Source organism: Thermoanaerobacter sp. A7A (assembly GCF_000445185.1).
Classification (GTDB): Bacteria; Bacillota; Thermoanaerobacteria; order Thermoanaerobacterales; family Thermoanaerobacteraceae; genus Thermoanaerobacter.
The window spans coordinates 13,793-31,903 of the sequence record NZ_AVAF01000032.1 but is presented as its reverse complement, the minus strand read 5'-3'; the positions used below and the strand labels follow the sequence as shown (position 1 = coordinate 31,903).

The window sequence follows — 18,111 nt, the reverse complement described above, 5'->3', positions numbered from 1 at the left end:
TTTAAAAGACAAAATTAACTCTTCACCGCCCCTTTGTAGATTTGGCCTTTGCTCAGCAGTGCAAAGACCAGCCTAACAAGTTTGCGGGCAGTCAATACCAGCGCTCTCTTATGCTGGTGCTTTTGAACCTCCTGATACTTGGTCTGATAATAGGCCTTGTATTCCTCGTTGTGCACCCGCAACGAGTTTGCGGCCATGACCAAGTAATAGCGGAGGTATTTGTTCCCGCTCTTTGTCAAACGACGCTCTTCAGCGTCAAAGTCGCCCGACTGATAACGGGTCCAGGTGAGGCCAGAATACTGAGCAAGAGAGGCTTCGTTTTTAAAACGCTTAATATCGCCTATTTCAGCGATTATTCCTGCAGCCGACACATCGCCTAAACCCTTAACTGTAGTAAGTGTTTGAGGGATAGCTTTAAGCTCTCTGGAAATAACCTTATCAAGGCTTTTAATCTGCCTTTTGAGATGCTCAATGTTTTGAAGAGTTAAAGAAATAGCTATCTCACAGGCCTGTTCCATTTTAGAGTTTAGGCGGTAAGCACGGTTTGCGGCTTGCTTTAGAGCAGTAGCGATTTCTTCAGGATTAGTGAATCTGTTTTTTCCGTGAGACTGAATAAACTCTGCAAGTTCTTCTATGGATATCTGAGCTATTTCATCAGGGGTAAATTCTTTCAGGACTTCAATGGACGCTCTGCCAAAGACGTTGGTAAAGGGATTGTCCTGTTTGTAATTAGAGAATTTCAGAAAGAGCAAATTCAAAGCTCGATTTTTCTCATCAACAAGGAGTTCGACAAGATGTAATCTAAGCCTTGTAAGCTGACGCAAAGGTGCAGTAACAGAAACTTCATGGCTGTATGGAGTAAGATGTCCAAAGCGAAGCCTCTCAGCAATTATATAGGCATCTAAGGCATCAGTTTTAGGGAGTCTTGAGCCGAAAGCTTTTTTAAACCCGGATACAAGAGAAGGATTAATTTCATACACCTGGACCGAATAAGGCTTTAACTGAGGTGCATCCAAAAGGAAATCTCTAAGTGGAATACTGAAGATAGAGGTAGCTTCTAATCCAAGATTAAGTTGCGAGACATTGGATTTAGTTGCTAGTGAAACTAAAGTATCCACCAGCGCATTTGCGCCCTCAGCATTATTGGAGAAAGACCTAGCAGGAGAAAGTTGATTACCATTTTCATCGATGCATACGAGATCCAGCTTAGAGGCGCTGACATCGATGCCTGCAAAGATAACCTGAGCCACCAGATATCCCTCCTTTGGTTGGCCAGGATTAGGGGCGTGCCCTGCGGGTGCAGTACCTAACAGCCTCGCGGGCGATAAGAGCTTGACAGGGCAACCGGGGGTGCACCCCTAGCCTGCTGAATCTAGGGGCCGGAATGCCTGCTGGCTCAGCTCACGAGTGAGAAACTAGTACTGCACCGCAGGGGTCTCACTCTTACTTGAGTAGGCTGTATTTGAAAAGCTACAGGGGGTGTTAAGAGTGACCCCAGACCAACCTAAATTAATTTTCGCAAAGGCACGCTCAATTATCAAGAAGTAAAAAAACTTCTTGATAATTTCCAAATCATATTATACGAGGGGAGTTTTTACAGTAAAATTTAATTATAATTAACAATTATTTTTCAAATGGAGTGAGTTTTTGTGCTTAAAACCAAGGTAATTACTTTTCTCACTACAGGACTTAATTACGGTGGTGCAGAGACACAGCTTGTGCATTTAGCTACTCGTCTTAAGAAACGAGGCTGGGATGTGCAAGTAATTTCCATGATCCCTCCTGTGGCTTATGTGGAAGAACTTAAGAGAGCAGGAATACATGTTTATTCTTTGGAGATGCGACGAGGTGTGCCGGATCCAAGAGGACTCTTTCGCTTGGTAAAGATTTTGCGACGTGAAAGACCTCAAATTCTTCACTGCCATATGGTTCATGCTAATCTCTTAGGGCGAATTTCTAAAATTTTTGTTAAAACTCCCATACTCATCTGTACAATTCACAGTATTATCGAAGGTGGAAGGCAAAGGGAAATTGCCTATCGTATTACAGATTGGTTATGTGATTTAACCACCCAAGTTAGCCGTGCAGGATTGGAGAGGTATGTACAAATAGGCGCAGTGCCTCGGCATAAAGTAATACATATACCTAATGGGATTGATACTGAAATATTTAAACCTGATTTAGAAGCACGAATTCGTTTAAGAAAGGAATTAGGGATTGAAGACAAATTTGTATGGTTGGCTGTAGGGAGATTTGAGGAGGCTAAAGATTATCCTAATATGTTGAATGCTTTTGCTAAAGTAGTTTCAAAAAGAAATGATTCTGTACTTCTAATTGCAGGGCAAGGCTCTTTAATGGAAAAAGCCAAGCATTTAGTAGACGACCTGAATATTATATCTCATGTTTATTTTTTAGGAGTGCGTAAAGATATTCCTGTTCTAATGAATGCTGCTGATGCATATGTTATGTCCTCTTCTTGGGAAGGTATGCCTCTTGTGCTTTTGGAAGCCTCAGTTGTAGGTTTACCTATAGTAGCTACAGATGTTGGGGGGAATGGAGAAATTGTTATAGATGGAAAATCTGGTTTCCTTGTTCCCCCAAAGAATTCTGAAGCTTTAGCTCAGACTATGTTAAAAATGATGGACTTAGATGAAAATGTCAGAAAAGAGATGGGGAATTATGGGCGGAGGTATATAAAGGAAAATTATGATTTAGAAAGAGTAGTAGATCAGTGGGAAAGTTTATATTTAGAGCTACTTAAAAGTAAGGGGCTAAAAGTTGGAAGTATATAATTTTCTGTGGGATTTTAAAAGGTGTGTAAAAAAGAGGGGTAGTTATGAAATTAAAGCGTGTAGTCATTAAAAACTTCCGCTCAATCAAACATTTAGAATTTGAGTTTCCTGAAAGTAACTTACTTGTACTTGTAGGGCCCAATAATTCAGGAAAGTCAAATATTATACGGGCTATTAATTTAATTTGTGGAGAAGATTGGGTTAGTTCTGAGAGATTACAGGATTATGATTTTTATTTGAGAGACAAAAGTAAGGAAATAAGAATAGAACTTATTTTTGATAATGGTTCTTCTGCTATATTTTCTTCTTCTTCAAGATGGCCTGAGTATAGAGATGTTTTAGGGAATCTTATTCGAGATCAAAACATTAAAGAAGATTTTCCTTCTACTTATCTAGGAGCTGATCGGGCATTTGATCGCCATATATCTTTTTACGATTGGAGTTTATTAGGGAAAATTCGCAAAACATTTCATAAAAGGGCCTACAATCTTTCAGATAAACTTGAAGAAAGATTTAATGAAATTGTTGATCTATTTGACCAAGTTCCTGGTTTTTCAGAATTCAAAAAAGATTTTGGTAAATTTTTTGAAGAACTACAAGCAGATGTTCCACTAAAAATGTCAATAGACTTTAAGCCGTTTACTCCCAGTAATTATTTCAAAACTATGCATATTCTAGCATCTGATCCTAATCAAAATAGGAGAGATATTGATTTAGACGAATTAGGAGAAGGTACACGAAATTTGATTCTTCTTGCTCTTCTTAGAAGTTATGCTGTTAATTTAAGACAATATGGAGAAGAAATAAGAGGTATTTTAGCTCTTGAAGAACCTGAAATTTATTTACACCCTCAGGCACAACGGAATTTATTTCGCATTTTACGTGAGATTGTTAGCACTGGACTCCAGGTTATTATTTCTACACATTCGAATAATTTCGTTGATACGGAATTTTTTGATTCGATCGGTCTAGTGCGAAAAGTTGATGACCCAGAAAATAAAGGTTGTCAGCATACAACTTTAACTTTGGTTTCAAAAGCTGAGCTTGTAGAACATTGTTACAGAACAGGTGTACCAGAAGGAAAAGCTACTATCGAAAATATTACTGAATATTATAAGAGTACTTCAAATTACCGGCTAAACGAAGCTTTTTTTGCTAGATTTCTCATCCTTGTGGAAGGTGAAACTGAAGAATTAGCTTTACCAGAGTACTTAGCTGCGGTGGGCTTGAATTGCGACCAAAAAGGTGTGTCAGTTATTGCAGTGCAGGGCAAAAATCAGATTCCCAAATATTGGCGTTTGTTTGGTAAGTTTAAAATTCCGATGTTAGTGGTTTTTGACAACGACGATGACGGTGTGGATGCAAAAGGTAGTGATAATCAAAAAAGAAAGTCTAATAAAAACTTAGCAAGTTGTTTTGGTTTGCAATTGGAACAAATTTTACATGGAAAAGCGTGGGATGTTGTAACAAGCGAAAATGAGCCTGCAACACCAATCGTAATTCTGGGTAAAGAATTTGAAACAGCTGTAAAACAAGACTATGAAAACACTAGAACGGAACGAACTCCAACTTATGAAAAAATAGAAGAGGAAGCGCATAATATAATCAAACCAGTATCGAAAAACCAAGCAAAAGGGCTTATTGCTCGATACATAGCTCGGCGAATTCATAGTTTTATGCCAGATTATGCACCTCAATTTGTAAAGCGTATAGCTGAGATAGTAAAAGAAGAATTGGGATTCTATTAGAGGATTCATGAAGAAAATTATTTTTGTAAGTTAATCACGATTATGTACTTTACGTGTTATTTGTAAAGGTAAGAGAAGGTATTAAATGGTATCAGTATAAGGTTTTTTGTGCAAGGAGGCAAAGAAATGAAAATAGCCTATATAATTACACGTGCTGATGCTATTGGTGGTGCTCAGGTCCATGTGAAAGATTTGGCTTATTTTTTAAAAAAACAGGGTCATGAAGTAATAGTATTAGTGGGAGGAACAGGGTCTTTTACTGAGAAATTAAAAGAGTTAGATATACCGTATATTGCTCTAAGACATTTAGTTCGTCCTATTAATCCATTTAAGGATTTGCTTGCATTAAAAGAGATTATCGATGTTTTACGTGAAATAAAACCTGATATTATCTCTTTGCATTCATCAAAAGCTGGATGGTTAGGCCGATTGGCTGCAAAGTGGTTGAAAATACCTGTAGTTTTTACAGCCCATGGTTGGGCTTTTACGGAAGGAGTTCCCAAAAGAAAACAGGTGGTTTACAGATGGGCGGAAAAGTTAGTAGGTTCACTCGAAGATAAAATCATTACAGTTTCTAACTATGATCGTGAACTTGCTATAAGGTACAAAATTGCCCATCCAAGCAAAATTGTCACAATTTATAACGGGATGCCTGATATTGATAGTACTCTTTTTGCTAAACCTGAAGTTGAACCAGTACATTTAATTATGGTAGCTCGCTTTGAAGAACAAAAAGATCATATTTTATTGTTAGAAACTCTTGAGGAACTGAAAGATTTACCCTGGACATTAGAATTAGTAGGTGATGGGCCATTGATGGAAATAGTTAGAGAGAGAGCCGAAAAGTTAGGAATTTCAGATAAAGTTCAATTTTCTGGTGCTTGTGATGATGTACCTTCTAGATTGGCAAAAGCACAGATTTTTATTCTAACATCAAAATGGGAAGGATTCCCACGTTCTATTTTAGAAGCAATGCGGGCAGGACTTCCAGTTATAGCTTCTGAGGTAGGAGGAGTAAAAGAGGTGGTTATTGATGGAGTAACAGGATACATTATTCCAAGGAGAGACAAAGAGGAACTGAAAAAACGTTTGAAGGAACTACTATTAGATTCTCATAAGCGTATTAAGTTTGGATTAGCGGGGCGAAAAAGATACGAAGAATTTTTTACTTTTGAACGTATGGCCAAACAGACTATGGAAGTGTATCAAGAAGTCATTGGGCAAAAATCTAGCAAAATGTTATAATTTTTACGAGGAGTAAAGTAAAATGCTAGAAAATTTTAGCAATAGGGAGTTAGCAATTGGCTTTTGGCTACTCATATTATTGGTTTTAGTGATCTATAAAAAAGATACTAGGCACTCGTTATGGGATCTCCTCAAAGCATTTTTTGACAGAAAATTGATTGGTTGGCATATAAGTATGGTTTTATATGTATCATTAACAGTTTTTATATTGTTTAAAATTGGACTCTGGGAGTTTAAATTATTAAAAGATACTATTATATGGTATATAGTTACTGCTATTCCTTCTACTATAAAATCGATAAACGAAGCTAAAGATATGAAATACTTTAAAGAGATGGCAAAAAATAATCTCAGCATAGGTGTTCTGGTGGGATTTATTGTGGATTCATACAACTTTTCATTAATCTGTGAAATTATTTTAATTTCTTTGTTTGTTTTTTTATCTCTTATGGTAGGAATTGCTGAACACAAGGTAGAGTATGAAAATAAAGAGTACGAAGTAACAGCTAATCTGTTGAGACACACGACTGCAGGTGTTGGTTTGTTTTTAATATTTAGTTCATTAAACAGATTTTTAAGTGATATAAAAAATATTGTTCTTTTGGAACTTATAAAAGATTTTATTTTACCAATAACTCTTTCAATGATATTTATTCCATACATATATTTTCTCGTGTTATATTCATCTTATGAAAAACTTTTTATGAGACTGAATTTTAAAAAGACTATTGATGATAAATATAGAACTTTTCTGTATTTGAAGATATTATTGTTCTGTAGATTTAATATTAATAGGGTAAATAATTTTATCGATTATAGTGAAATAATGAAAAGTTATGTCAAAAGCAAAGATGATATAAACCGGTTGTTTAAAAATTATAAGATAAATGCACGTACCCAAAAAGCTTTAAATCTACAACGATAATTCTACCCAAGTGACAAATTATTTTAATAGGTGGTGTCTCTAATGCATACCCATTTTCATAAATTCTTTAAATTAAGCAAATTTATTGTTTTCATTGTAGATTTATTATTAATTCATACAGGATTTATACTTGCGTATACTATCAAATTTGGAACAAATCCGCCAATTGCAAACCTTGAGCCATATTATGAGTTAATTCCTGTGATCACATTGTCTGCTATTATTTTATTTCATATTTATGGTTTGTATAATACTCACGGAAAAGCTATGGAGATATAGTGTTTTCTTTAATTCTTTCCTTACTGCTGCTGCAGGTTGTAACAGTAGCTTCAACATTTTTTATAAGACAGTTTGCATTTCCACGGAGCATATTTTTTATAGCTTTTGGAATTCAGCTTGTATTGTTGTCCCTGTGGAGATATTTAGTACAAAATGTAAGAAAATATGTGCATGGCGAGAAGAAAGTAATGATTATAGGCGAAAAGGAAGTAGCAGAAAAATTAGCGAAGAAATTAATTTCAAGTTCTAGAGGTTGGTTTGATATAAAGTACATAATAAGTCCTCAAAGATATGATGAGATTATTAATCACATCAATGAAGTAGATGCAATATACATATGCAGTGGTGTTGATGAGAATCTTAAGACCCGTCTTTTTTATGATTCAATGAAATTTAAGAAACATCTTTTTATTGTCCCAAATCTAAGAGATATTCTTTTAGTAAAATCGCAATTTGTACAATTTGATGATGTTCCTGTTATAAGTGTGAATTATCCTTCATTGACTAGTGAAGATAAGTTAATTAAAAGGCTTTTCGATATAGTTTTTTCATTTATTGGTATAGTAGTTACTTTGCCTCTAATGGTAATAATTGCTATGTTGATTAAAGCGACTTCACCCGGTCCAGTGATTTATAAGCAGTTAAGAGTAACAGAGAAAGGCAAGAAGTTTAATGTATATAAATTTAGGACAATGGTCAAAGATGCTGAAAAAATGACAGGACCTGTTTTAGCTACAGAGGATGATCCAAGGATTACAAAAGTAGGCAAGGTGTTAAGGGCGACTAGACTTGATGAACTGCCTCAATTATTTAATGTTTTGAAGGGCGATATGAGCTTTGTAGGTCCCAGACCTGAAAGACCATATTTTGTAGAACAATTTGAAAAGCAGTATCCTTCATACAAGTACAGGCATAATGTAAAGGCAGGGATAACAGGTCTTGCACAGGTATTTGGAAAGTATACGACAGATGTGGACGACAAATTGAGATTGGACCTTATATATATCACAAATTACTCTTTATGGCTTGATATTAAGATAATATTATTGACATTAAAGACCATATTCATAAAAGAAGCATCTTCTGGTGTGAAAAGAGAGATGGAATTAGAAGAGCTGTTGAAATCTTTAAACTATAATGTTTACAGTGAATTAGGAATTACAAAAATAGATAAGTGAGGAGATATATACGATGAAAGTTTTAGTCACAGGTGGTGCAGGCTTTATAGGTTCACATGTAGTAGATTTGCTGATTGAAAATGGATATGAAGTCATAATAGTTGATAATCTTTCAACAGGAAAAGAAGAATTTATAAATAAAAAGGCCATTTTTTATAAAAAAGACATTACAGATGAGAACTTGTGTGAAATATTTAAAAAAGAAAAGCCTGATTATGTGATACATCAGGCAGCTCAGATAGAGGTGCAGAAATCAATTGATAATCCTGTATTTGATGCGAAGGTAAATATACTTGGAACAGTATATTTACTGGAATGTTGCAGAAAAAGTGGTGTTAAAAAAGTTATATACGCTTCATCAGCAGCAGTGTATGGAAATCCTGAATATCTTCCCATTGATGAGAAACATAAAGTAAATCCCATATCTTACTATGGAATATCAAAACACACACCAGAGCATTATTTTGAGGTATACAGCCAATTGTATGGATTGAAATATACGATTTTGCGCTATGCAAATGTATATGGGATAAGACAGGACCCAAAAGGAGAAGGTGGAGTAATATCTATTTTTATAGATAAAATGCTTAAAGGGGAAAGACCTATTATTTTTGGAGATGGAAAGCAAACGCGTGATTTTGTTTATGTAAAAGATGTGGCGAAAGCTAATCTTTTGGCATTGGAAAAGGGAGATAATGAAGTTGTAAATATAAGCACGAATAAACCTACAAGTATAAATGAGCTTGTTGAGATAATGAATAAAATCATGAATGCCTCTTTAAAGCCTATTTATACAGAGCCTCGAAAAGGAGATATAGTACATAGTTATCTTGATAATAAAAAAGCTTTGGATGTGCTTGGATGGAAACCGGAGTATAGTTTGGAAGAGGGGTTAAGGGAGACAATTGAGTATTATAAAGGGAACGTCAAATAAGGCTATGAAGATTCCCTAAAAAATTCTGGGAGGGGCAATTAAATGAAAAAAGGCAAGTCTCCGACAGTAGGCTATTTATTGGCCTTTTTCTTGGGGGGTTTTGGAGCGCATCTTTTTTATTATCAAAAATATCTAAAGGCTGCGATATATCTCTTGATCGTCATATTTTCCGCAGGCAAATTGCTCCCTTTGACTATGGTATTGGGTTGGATAGATATGTTTTTTATTAAGAAATGGCAGAAGGAGTATTCAGAAAGGGAAGAAGAGGTTTCAAAGAAGCTCCCCGAAACACCAACTCGGATTTCTCCTACAGAGGAAATTACTCAAGTCAAAAAACTTGATCCTTCTCCAGAAAAAGTTTTACTTCAAAAAGGAAAAGAGAAATTTTACAAGGAAGAAGATATCATACTGCCAGAATATGCTCACCTTGAAACTCCTCTCTACATAAGAAAAGAAATTGAGGAACTAAAAAACTCTCTCAAAGCTAAAAAGTCGAGTTCACCTACTATAGAGATTACTTTTTCCACTCGTGAAACGGAGTTTATGAAGGATTCGATTAAATACGCTGATATGAAACTCAGGAAGGCGGATTTTGTGCCATTGAAGGTGTATTGGACTACTTTTAGAGATTTGGACGAAAGGCAGAAGAGGTGGTATTTCTACTGGAGGTATCAGGCACTAAACGGCAATTATTTGGACACAGATTTGAGCTACGTAATCTTATTTGTTTATGAACTCTTGAACTATACATTCAATCAAAATGCTGCGTTCAACGTTAGTATGATGGTCCGCTTACGGGAGGCGTACAAGGATAGACTTCCTGATCTGGACAGATATATTGTGCCCTGGATAAGGGATATGTTGGTAGAACTGAATGAAATTGAATTGGCTTATAAATGGGGATTAGGGGCAGAACCGTATTCTGGGCTCAATTTTTATCAGATTTTCAAAGAATATCAAGATGATATTAGCAAAATACCTATGGAAGAATGGCGAAAGGTTCTATATGGATATTCAGAAACCACCTTTTTTAAAACCAATGCCCAAAGAGTATATGCTGTTTTTGAACAGGCTTTAAAATTATTTCAAAGGATAAATATAGAAGAGGGATTAGATCTGGAGAAAGCCTGGTTTAAACCAGAAGAAAAAATAGAGACATATCACTTTTTTAATAGCGCAGTAATAGGTCGAAATGTTCCAAGCCGGGTTATAAAGTACTTACAATATGTGCCTACAGATTATTTTTACAATGAAGTAACAGCTTTATTCCGGCTTTCAGAGAATGTTGCTCGATTGCTCGCTGGAGTTACCAGACAGCTTCAAGTAAACGAAGAATTGTTGCCTCCTGGGTTTAAAGAAGCTTTATTAGAGGAAATAAAGAGCTTGGACCTGACAAAGGATGTAGGCCTCAAAAGCCGTTTTTCTCCAGTTAAAGGAGTAAAGAGTCGTTTTTCTCAAGTAGCATCGAAAGAAAAGGAAGAGTCGAAACATATTATACCTCCAAGACCAGTCCAAACCACAGGGATAGACGGCGAGGAAATTGAACCTGAACTGGACTTGCCTGAAATAGACATTCCCGAAAATAGGTCTCGAATCTGCTTGTCTGATGAAGAAGTTGATGTGGAAGGATTTATTTCTTCCTTAACAGAAGAGGAATCTAAATTTATCAGCACATTTTCCAATAGAAAGAAAAGCATAAATGAAGCAGAGGAACAGTTGAGAGATCAAGGTGTTCCTGTAACGATTTTTGTCGAGCAGATAAATGCTAAAGCGGAGGAATATTTAGAAGATGTCTTTATTGAGCTCATAGGAGAAGAGTATGTGATAAACGAAGAGCTGGTAACTGTATGGGAAGAAGTGGAGAGGAGAAATCGGCATGAAAATTAAAAGGAGAGATTCAGCAGATATTTTAAGTGCATTGGCAGGCGGGGTGGTTCCTAAAAAAGGTCTCCAGTATATAATGGTGGGCCGTGAAGCGGAAATGAAACAAATAAGAGAAGAATTAAGAGACATAAAAGAAAATGGAAACTCTATGATCAAGTTTTTTATCGGCGCCTATGGAACTGGAAAAAGTTTTATGCAAAATTTTGTTAGGCAAGTGGGTCTAGAAGAAGGATTTGTAGTTACCAATGCGGATTTTACTCCCCATAGAAGATTGTATGGAAGCGATAATCAAGCTCTGGCCTTGTACAATGAATTGATAAAAAATCTATCAACCAAATCCGCACCCCAAGGGAACGCCCTGCCCATTATTTTAGATCAGTGGATAATGGGTTTGCAAAAGAAAGTAATGGAAGACCTAGATTATGAAGATAAAGCTGTTTTGGAGGAGAGTGTATTTGTTCAAGCAGTAGAGAAAGAAATTGTTAAAGCTGTTTCTCATTTAGATGAGTTAACGGGTGGTTACGATTTTGCAAAAGTTCTAAGTATTTACTATAAAAGTTTTGTAAAGCAAGATAAGGAAAAACAGCGTCAAGCTTTGAGGTGGCTCAGAGGAGAATATTTGACCAAAACCGATGCAATGCGGGACCTAGAAATTAGAGAGATCATTAATGATAGCAATTATTATAGTTACTTAAAAGTGCTGTGTAAATTTGTAAGGCAAGCAGGGTATTCAGGCTTGATTATCAATTTAGATGAAGCAGTCAATCTATATAAGATTACTCATAGGGAAGCCAGAGAAAAAAATTATGACTATATCCTGATGATCTACAATGACATTTTGCAAGGTTCAGTTGAGGGTTTGTATATAACGTTTAGCGGTACCCCTGAGTTTTTAGAGGATGAGCGCCGTGGGCTTTACAGCTACCAGGCATTGAAGCGACGTTTGAAGCCAGCGGTGGAAAAGGAAGAATATCAAGATTTAAGGCAGGCAGTAATGAAATTAACTCCCCTTACACCTGAAGAAACCTTGATTCTATTGATGAATATACGGGATATCCACGCAGCCCATTATGGCTATGAAATAAATGTGACGGACGAAGAAATTCGGAAGTATTTGCTGTGGACATACAAGCGACCAGGGGCTGAAAAGCACATTATTTTAGGAGATGTGGTCAGGCAGTTTATCAGCTTTTTGAATATTAAGATGGAACACCCTACTCTGAATTTTGAAGAATTATATATAGGAGAAGAGACTAGAGAAAACAACTCCTCGGAAAAAGTCATCGACATCCATAAACGTTTTAAAAGAACCCAGCTTTCATAACCTGGGAGGCAAATAAATATGAGCCAAATATTTTATAAGCTATCAGATAAAGTGCAAAAGAAAATATGGGACATGGGATGGAAACATTTTACCCCTATCCAAGAAAAAGCAATCCCTGTGATTATCGATACAGAAAAAGATGTGGTGTTGTCGTCAGGTACAGCTTCTGGAAAAACTGAGGCTGCATTTTTGCCCATCATCAGCAAAATCGAGAAGACAGCTCCTAGCGTTTTGAAGGTTCTTTACGTTTCTCCTCTAAAGGCTTTGATTAATAATCAATTTGAGCGACTTCAAAAATTATGTGAAGAGATGAATATTCCTGTGCATAGGTGGCATGGTGATGTGAGCCAACACAGTAAGAAAAAATTAATTGATAATCCTGCTGGCATATTACAGATTACTCCCGAATCTATTGAAAGCTTGTTCATAAACAGAACACGCTCTTTGAAGCAATTATTTCAGGACCTCGAATTTATTGTAATTGACGAGCTCCACGCTTTTATTAATACAGAAAGAGGAGTTCAGCTCCGATCTCTCTTATCTCGTATTGAGCGATACAGCAAAAAGCCCCCTCGGATCATCGGGTTGTCAGCAACAATCGATAATTTTTCTCTGATTAAAAAGTGGGTTAATTGCAACAATCCAGATAATGTGGAAATCATTGAAGTAAAGGGATTTGAGAGGGACATCTATTACAGTTTAATGCATTTTGAAAAAACTAAAACAGGAAATTATCCTCTGGAATTATACGAAGATATTCTAGAACTGACCCGGAACTATACCTCTTTGATTTTTTTTAATAGTCGGGCGGCAGTAGAAGAGGCTACAGTAATTTTAAATCGTTTAGCTCAAAGGGAGGGCCTGGGAGAAAGGTATTATGCCCATCATTCTTCAATAGCTAAGGCAGAACGGGAATTTGTGGAGAAGCTGATGGCAGAGTCCACTGAGATTAAAAGTGTTATAGCTACAAGCTCCTTAGAACTAGGGATCGATATAGGGGAAATTGATCTGGTAATACAGGTGGATAGTACATTTACGGTTTCCTCTTTAAAGCAGAGACTGGGCAGGTCAGGAAGAAAGCAAGGGGAAGGTCAATATTTGCAGATGTATACCACAGACAAATATGGATTGCTGCAATCTATTGCAGTGATGGATCTCTTGTTGCAAGGTTGGATTGAACCCAGCAAAGGCTATCCGTACCCATATGATATTTTATTTCATCAAATTATTTCTATATGTCACCAGCTGAACGGTATCCCTCTTGAGGAACTTGTTTCATTGATAAGTGAAAACGCTGCCTTTCATGAATTGCCGAAATCAGATATCCGTATATTAGTTGAACACATGATTGAGAAGGAATATTTAGAAATATTGGCTGATACCCAGGAGTTAATTGTAGGCCTAGAGGGAGAACGACTGCTAAGGCAGAAAGATTTTTACTCGGTCTTCATGACTCCAGAGGTTTATGAAGTTTTTTATGGAAATAAAAATATAGGAGAAATCGAAAAAACTTCTCTTTTAAACGACGGAGACAATATCATTCTTGCTGGGCAGCTGTGGAAAATAGAAGAGATAGATTTTCATAAAAATAAAGTATATGTAAAAAAAGCGGTGGATGGAAAGCCTCCTAGATATTCAGGTGGACCAGGACCATTGCACCCCCGTATTCCTGAGCGCATGCACGAAATATTGTGTTCAGACTGTAAGTTTGATTTTATTGATGAGAGGGCCCAGACTGTTTTAGAAGAATTAAGGACACCTTATAGATATTTCAATGTTAAGCCAGACGAAAGGATTGTCTGGAAAACGAAAGAGGGCTTACTATTTGAAACCTTTACTGGCACAAATATTTTTAGAACTTTGATGTGGATGTTGCGCTATTATGGAGTTGACGTGGCAAAAACAGATGGAATCGGACGCATGGAGATTTCCGCCAGTGATGAATTTATCGATATTTTACAGGATATTAAGAGAAGAAAGTGGTCTTTAGAAAATTTATTGCCCTACACTAAAGAACAGGAATTTTTTGTATCCAAATATAGTCATTTCCTTCCCCCAAAATTGCAAATAAAAATGCATGGGGCTCATAATGTGGATATCGAAGGGGTATTGAATTTTTTAGATAAATTCCGTATTAGGATAATAAGTTTGGAATAAATGACAGTTTGAAAAGAATTTCTTTGTTCTGTAAAACTTTTTTCTGTACAGAGTGCCCAGTAAGAGAAGAATGTTTGGCGTTTCGGCTAAAAAACATTTTGGAAAGCTGGCCGGATGGGTTCAGACAGCTTCTTATGTTTTAGATAAAATTTACTGCCGAAAGAAAAGATGTTCAGAATGCGGGATAAGGGAAATTTGCTATGAAAAGGAGTAATGGGGTGAAATTATGAGAATTCTCCATACGGCAGACCTTCATTTAAAGGGATATGAAGACGAAAGATGGGAAGCTTTAGAAGAATTAATAGAAGTGGGGAGAAAAGAGAAAATCAATCTCTTGGTGATAAGTGGTGACCTTTTTGATACCGAGGTAGAGGTAGAAAAATTAAGGCCCCATTTGAGAAGTATTTTTTCTGACAATGATTTTAAAATTCTTATAATCCCTGGAAATCACGATAAAAGTGCTTACACTAAGGGTATGTATTGGGGCGAAGATGTGACGATTTTGACCCATCTCCATGAACCTTTTGAATTAGAAACAGTCAGAGTGTGGGGTATGCCTTTTGAAAATATAGAAGGTAGAGAAATGGTGCAAAAAATTCGAACCTTGGAAGACAGGCTGATTCCGGACAAGACCAATATTTTACTTTATCATGGAGAATTGGTGGATAGCTACTTTGCCCGGGAGGATTTTGGTGAAGAAGGAGAAGGCAGGTATATGCCGGTGAAACTTTCTTATTTTGAAGGTTTAAACCTACAGTATATACTGGGGGGACATTTTCATTCTCGCTATAACGTATGGGAAGTAGAAAAAGGCAAATATTTTGTTTACCCTGGATCTCCAGTTTCTGTTACTAAAAAGGAAACAGGTCAGCGCAAAGCAAATATTTTTGAAATAGGAGAGCCTCCCCAGGAATACCTTCTCGATACTCTACACTTTGAGGAAGTTACTTTAAAACTAGACCCTTTTGATCCTCGTCATCCTTTAGACATATTAGAGAACTACCTCAAAAATCTCCACCCCAAAGCCCAAGTACTTTTAACCGTATCTGGGTACCTTCATGGGGAAAAGTTGGGGATGGGGGAGGAAGAATTAGTGGAAAAGGTGAGAAAATTAGCTTCAGGAAAAATTGCAGGGGAAAACTACCAGTTTAGAGATATAAGCAGGATATGGGAAGACGACCTTTTTAAAAAGTTTTTAGAAACCCTAGAGAAGGAGGGCGTTGAAGAAGAGGAAAAAAAGCATTTGTCTGACTTAGTCCTCCAAGCCATAATGGAGGTGAGAATATGAGAATAAAGGAATTTTTAATTACTCGCTATGGCCCTCTAGGTTACAAAACTAAATTTGTGCTGGGGAATTTTACTCTGTTTGTAGGGAAAAATGAGAGCGGAAAAACCTTGACCATAGAGGCACTTATAAAACTTTTATTGGGAAAAAACGTGAAAGATTTTGAAAATATAGATAGAGTAGAGGAAAATCCAGAGGGGTATGTAGTTTTGGAGACAGAGCAAGGAATGGAGGTCAAGCTCCCCGACAAGGGTACTCTGATCCAAGTGACAGGATTGAGTCCCACAGATTGCCGCAATATTTTCATAATAAGAAATAGCGACCTTTCCCTTGATAAAGAGGGGGCTTTCTATACTGAGGTGACTGACAGGCTGATGGGCCTTCGTTCAGAAGAAATCAATAAAATAAAAGAGAAATTGAGGGAAATAGGTAAGATAACTCCCACTGGTATTTTTCGCAATGTAGGAGAGGAAAAATTGAAAGATAGGATAGAGAAAGGACAAAGGCTCATAGAAGAGATAGATGAATTACATAAAAGAATAAACGAAGAAGGGCTTGAAGATTCTGAGCTGGAATATGTAAAGACAGCCGAAGAGATAGAAAAGCTAAAAAATGAGTTAGAGGAATTGGAAGAGGCCCGAAAAAGGGAAATATACGAAAAAGCTGAAAATGCTCTAAAGGAGATATATGAGTACTCAGAAAGGCTTAAAGCGCTAGAGGGGTTCAGCGAAGCTGAATGGCAAAAATGGAGAGACCACGAAAGGGATATAGAGCAATATCATAGGGAAAAGGAGGGGGCTTTAGAGGAACTACAAAAAACAGAAGAAGAGCTTCAAAAACATGAGAACAGATACGCAGTGCTAAAAGAGGAATTTGAGATTTTGGAGGGGAGAAAGAAAAAGCTAGAGGAGAATATTAAGCCGGAGCTGATAAATTACGAAAAACAGAGGGCAGAGTTTCGAGCGTGGGAAACCAAAAACAGCTTTTGGCAGCCTCTGGCTTACGCTTCTTCAATTCTTTTAGCCTTTTCTCTCTTGGGGTTATTTTTTAAATATTCCTCCTGGATGATCTTTTTGACATTTGTATTTTTGTTATCTGCCGTAGTTTCTTGGGCTTATAGCTTTCAATTTTGGCGCAAAAAGGGGCATCTAGAAAGTTTATTTGAAAAGATCCGACTGGCTCTGGCAGAGCTGGAGTTGGAGGGAGAGACCCTAGAAAAATCTTTGGCTCATATCCAAAGATTTGAAGAGACATATCTTCAAAAAAACAAGGATAAAGAAGATATGGAAAGACAAAAAGAGAGATTAGAGAATAAAATTGAGCAATTAAGGGGGAGAATAGAAAATCTAGAGGAAAAGATTAGAAGTGTACAAAATGTCATTGCTAGGATAAAAGAAAATTCAGGAGAGGAGACCCTAGAGGGTTATAAGAAAAAAATAGAAGAGAAGAAGGATTTAGAAACAAAAATAAAGGGAGCGGAACGGGAGTTAAGAAGCCTTTTAGGAGGAGAAGCTATTTCCTACTGGGAACAAGCCATAGAAGAGCTATCGTCTTACAAGGATAAGGCTCTGGGAAGAAAATATGACGAAAAAGAGGTAGACCATTTAAGGAGAAAACGGCAACAGTTAGAAGAAAAATTAGAAACCCTAGAAAAGCAGAGGGAAAATATAAAGAGAATGATGACGGAGATAGAGAAAAGGGCTGGAGAAATTTTGCGTTCAGAAGAATATTTGTACTGTCATACCCTGGCCGATTTAGAAAAAATCAAGGAAGAGTTGCAAAAATTTATACAAGAAAATGAAACCCGGAAAAACAGGGTTTTAACTGCCATTAGAATTTGGGAAAAAATAGATAAGGAAGAAAAGGAAAAGGTAGCTACCTTATTTGGTGAAGATAGCTTGGTGTCTAAATATTTTGCTGTAGCCACTGAACATCGCTACAGAGGAGTAGTTTACCACCAAGAAAGAGGTACGGTAGAGGTGGTACGAGAGGATGGAGCCCGACTTTCTACCGAAAAATTGTCAGGCGGAGCCTATGACCAATTGTACTTCGCTATAAGGCTGGCCCTAGGCAAAAAGCTTTTGGCTTCTTCTGGAGGTTTCTTTATCTTGGACGACCCTTTTATAAAAGCTGATCCCTACAGATTAAGGAAACAACTTCAAATGGTGAAAGAAATGGCCTATGAGGAGGGATGGCAGATAATTTACTTCACGGCCAAGGGAGAGGTTGAAGAAGCCCTTAGGGAAGAGAAAGAAAAAGGAGAAATCACTTACTTTAAAATAGAGGACTTCTCACATGAGGAAGAATAAAGTTCCAAAGCTCAATAAGTTTTAAAAGACGTCGATGAATTAAAGGAATAA

Annotated in this window: 13 protein-coding genes; 12 read left to right on the top strand and 1 reads right to left on the bottom strand. The window is 36.8% G+C overall.

Features of this window, described 5'->3' with window-relative positions; genetic code table 11:
• Positions 1-14: 14 nt before the first annotated feature.
• Entirely contained in the window at positions 15-1,250 is a 1,236-nt protein-coding gene (locus M663_RS0102020; RefSeq protein ID WP_029687782.1) for an IS110 family transposase, read from the bottom strand.
• A gap of 399 nt (positions 1,251-1,649) precedes the next feature.
• On the opposite strand from M663_RS0102020, the gene M663_RS0102015 reads away from it, so the two are divergent.
• The 12 genes from M663_RS0102015 to M663_RS0101965 all read left to right on the top strand — a co-directional run bounded on the left by M663_RS0102015 (position 1,650) and on the right by M663_RS0101965 (position 18,060).
• Positions 1,650-2,792, top strand: coding sequence for a glycosyltransferase (locus M663_RS0102015; protein ID WP_029687780.1), 1,143 nt, complete (start codon positions 1,650-1,652; stop codon positions 2,790-2,792).
• Between the two features lie 44 nt (positions 2,793-2,836).
• Entirely contained in the window at positions 2,837-4,540 is a 1,704-nt protein-coding gene (locus tag M663_RS0102010; protein WP_029687779.1) for an AAA family ATPase, read from the top strand.
• 126 nt (positions 4,541-4,666) lie between these two features.
• Complete coding sequence (locus M663_RS0102005) at positions 4,667-5,785, top strand: glycosyltransferase family 4 protein (RefSeq protein WP_029687778.1); 1,119 nt, start codon at positions 4,667-4,669, stop codon at positions 5,783-5,785.
• Positions 5,786-5,807: 22 nt separating this feature from the next.
• Positions 5,808-6,710, top strand: coding sequence for a hypothetical protein (locus M663_RS0102000; protein ID WP_029687777.1), 903 nt, complete (start codon positions 5,808-5,810; stop codon positions 6,708-6,710).
• A 42-nt stretch (positions 6,711-6,752) separates the two neighbouring features.
• On the top strand, positions 6,753-6,989 hold the full coding sequence (locus M663_RS15810; protein ID WP_337954486.1) for a hypothetical protein: 237 nt from the start codon (positions 6,753-6,755) through the stop codon (positions 6,987-6,989).
• A complete protein-coding gene (locus M663_RS14450) occupies positions 6,989-8,167 on the top strand; it encodes a sugar transferase (protein ID WP_337954485.1) in 1,179 nt (392 codons plus the stop codon). The genes M663_RS15810 and M663_RS14450 overlap by 1 nt, the downstream gene beginning before the upstream one ends.
• Before the next feature lie 13 nt (positions 8,168-8,180).
• Positions 8,181-9,101: an SDR family oxidoreductase gene (locus tag M663_RS0101990; protein ID WP_029687775.1), complete on the top strand. Its 921-nt coding sequence runs from the start codon at positions 8,181-8,183 to the stop codon at positions 9,099-9,101.
• Positions 9,102-9,143: 42 nt separating this feature from the next.
• Positions 9,144-10,988, top strand: a complete 1,845-nt coding sequence (locus M663_RS0101985; RefSeq protein WP_029687774.1) for a TerB N-terminal domain-containing protein — start codon at positions 9,144-9,146, stop codon at positions 10,986-10,988.
• Positions 10,978-12,309, top strand: coding sequence for an ATP-binding protein (locus M663_RS0101980; protein WP_029687773.1), 1,332 nt, complete (start codon positions 10,978-10,980; stop codon positions 12,307-12,309). Before M663_RS0101985 ends, M663_RS0101980 begins: the two co-directional genes overlap by 11 nt.
• A gap of 18 nt (positions 12,310-12,327) precedes the next feature.
• Positions 12,328-14,466: a DEAD/DEAH box helicase gene (locus M663_RS0101975; RefSeq protein WP_029687772.1), complete on the top strand. Its 2,139-nt coding sequence runs from the start codon at positions 12,328-12,330 to the stop codon at positions 14,464-14,466.
• A gap of 226 nt (positions 14,467-14,692) precedes the next feature.
• Positions 14,693-15,754 (top strand): DNA repair exonuclease, encoded by a 1,062-nt coding sequence (locus M663_RS0101970; protein ID WP_029687771.1) that lies wholly within the window; start codon positions 14,693-14,695, stop codon positions 15,752-15,754.
• On the top strand, positions 15,751-18,060 hold the full coding sequence (locus M663_RS0101965; RefSeq protein WP_029687770.1) for an AAA family ATPase: 2,310 nt from the start codon (positions 15,751-15,753) through the stop codon (positions 18,058-18,060). The genes M663_RS0101970 and M663_RS0101965 overlap by 4 nt, the downstream gene beginning before the upstream one ends.
• Positions 18,061-18,111 lie beyond the last annotated feature (51 nt).

What these genes read in the sequence shown, in the direction of transcription:
- M663_RS0101985 (WP_029687774.1), top strand. Translation starts at nt 9,144, where the DNA reads ATGAAAAAAGGCAAGTCTCCGACAGTAGGCTATTTATTGGCCTTTTTC.
- M663_RS0102005 (WP_029687778.1), top strand. Translation starts at nt 4,667, where the DNA reads ATGAAAATAGCCTATATAATTACACGTGCTGATGCTATTGGTGGTGCT.
- M663_RS0102010 (WP_029687779.1), top strand. Translation starts at nt 2,837, where the DNA reads ATGAAATTAAAGCGTGTAGTCATTAAAAACTTCCGCTCAATCAAACAT.
- M663_RS0101990 (WP_029687775.1), top strand. Translation starts at nt 8,181, where the DNA reads ATGAAAGTTTTAGTCACAGGTGGTGCAGGCTTTATAGGTTCACATGTA.
- M663_RS0101975 (WP_029687772.1), top strand. Translation starts at nt 12,328, where the DNA reads ATGAGCCAAATATTTTATAAGCTATCAGATAAAGTGCAAAAGAAAATA.
- M663_RS0101980 (WP_029687773.1), top strand. Translation starts at nt 10,978, where the DNA reads ATGAAAATTAAAAGGAGAGATTCAGCAGATATTTTAAGTGCATTGGCA.
- M663_RS0101965 (WP_029687770.1), top strand. Translation starts at nt 15,751, where the DNA reads ATGAGAATAAAGGAATTTTTAATTACTCGCTATGGCCCTCTAGGTTAC.
- M663_RS0101970 (WP_029687771.1), top strand. Translation starts at nt 14,693, where the DNA reads ATGAGAATTCTCCATACGGCAGACCTTCATTTAAAGGGATATGAAGAC.
- M663_RS0102000 (WP_029687777.1), top strand. Translation starts at nt 5,808, where the DNA reads ATGCTAGAAAATTTTAGCAATAGGGAGTTAGCAATTGGCTTTTGGCTA.
- M663_RS15810 (WP_337954486.1), top strand. Translation starts at nt 6,753, where the DNA reads ATGCATACCCATTTTCATAAATTCTTTAAATTAAGCAAATTTATTGTT.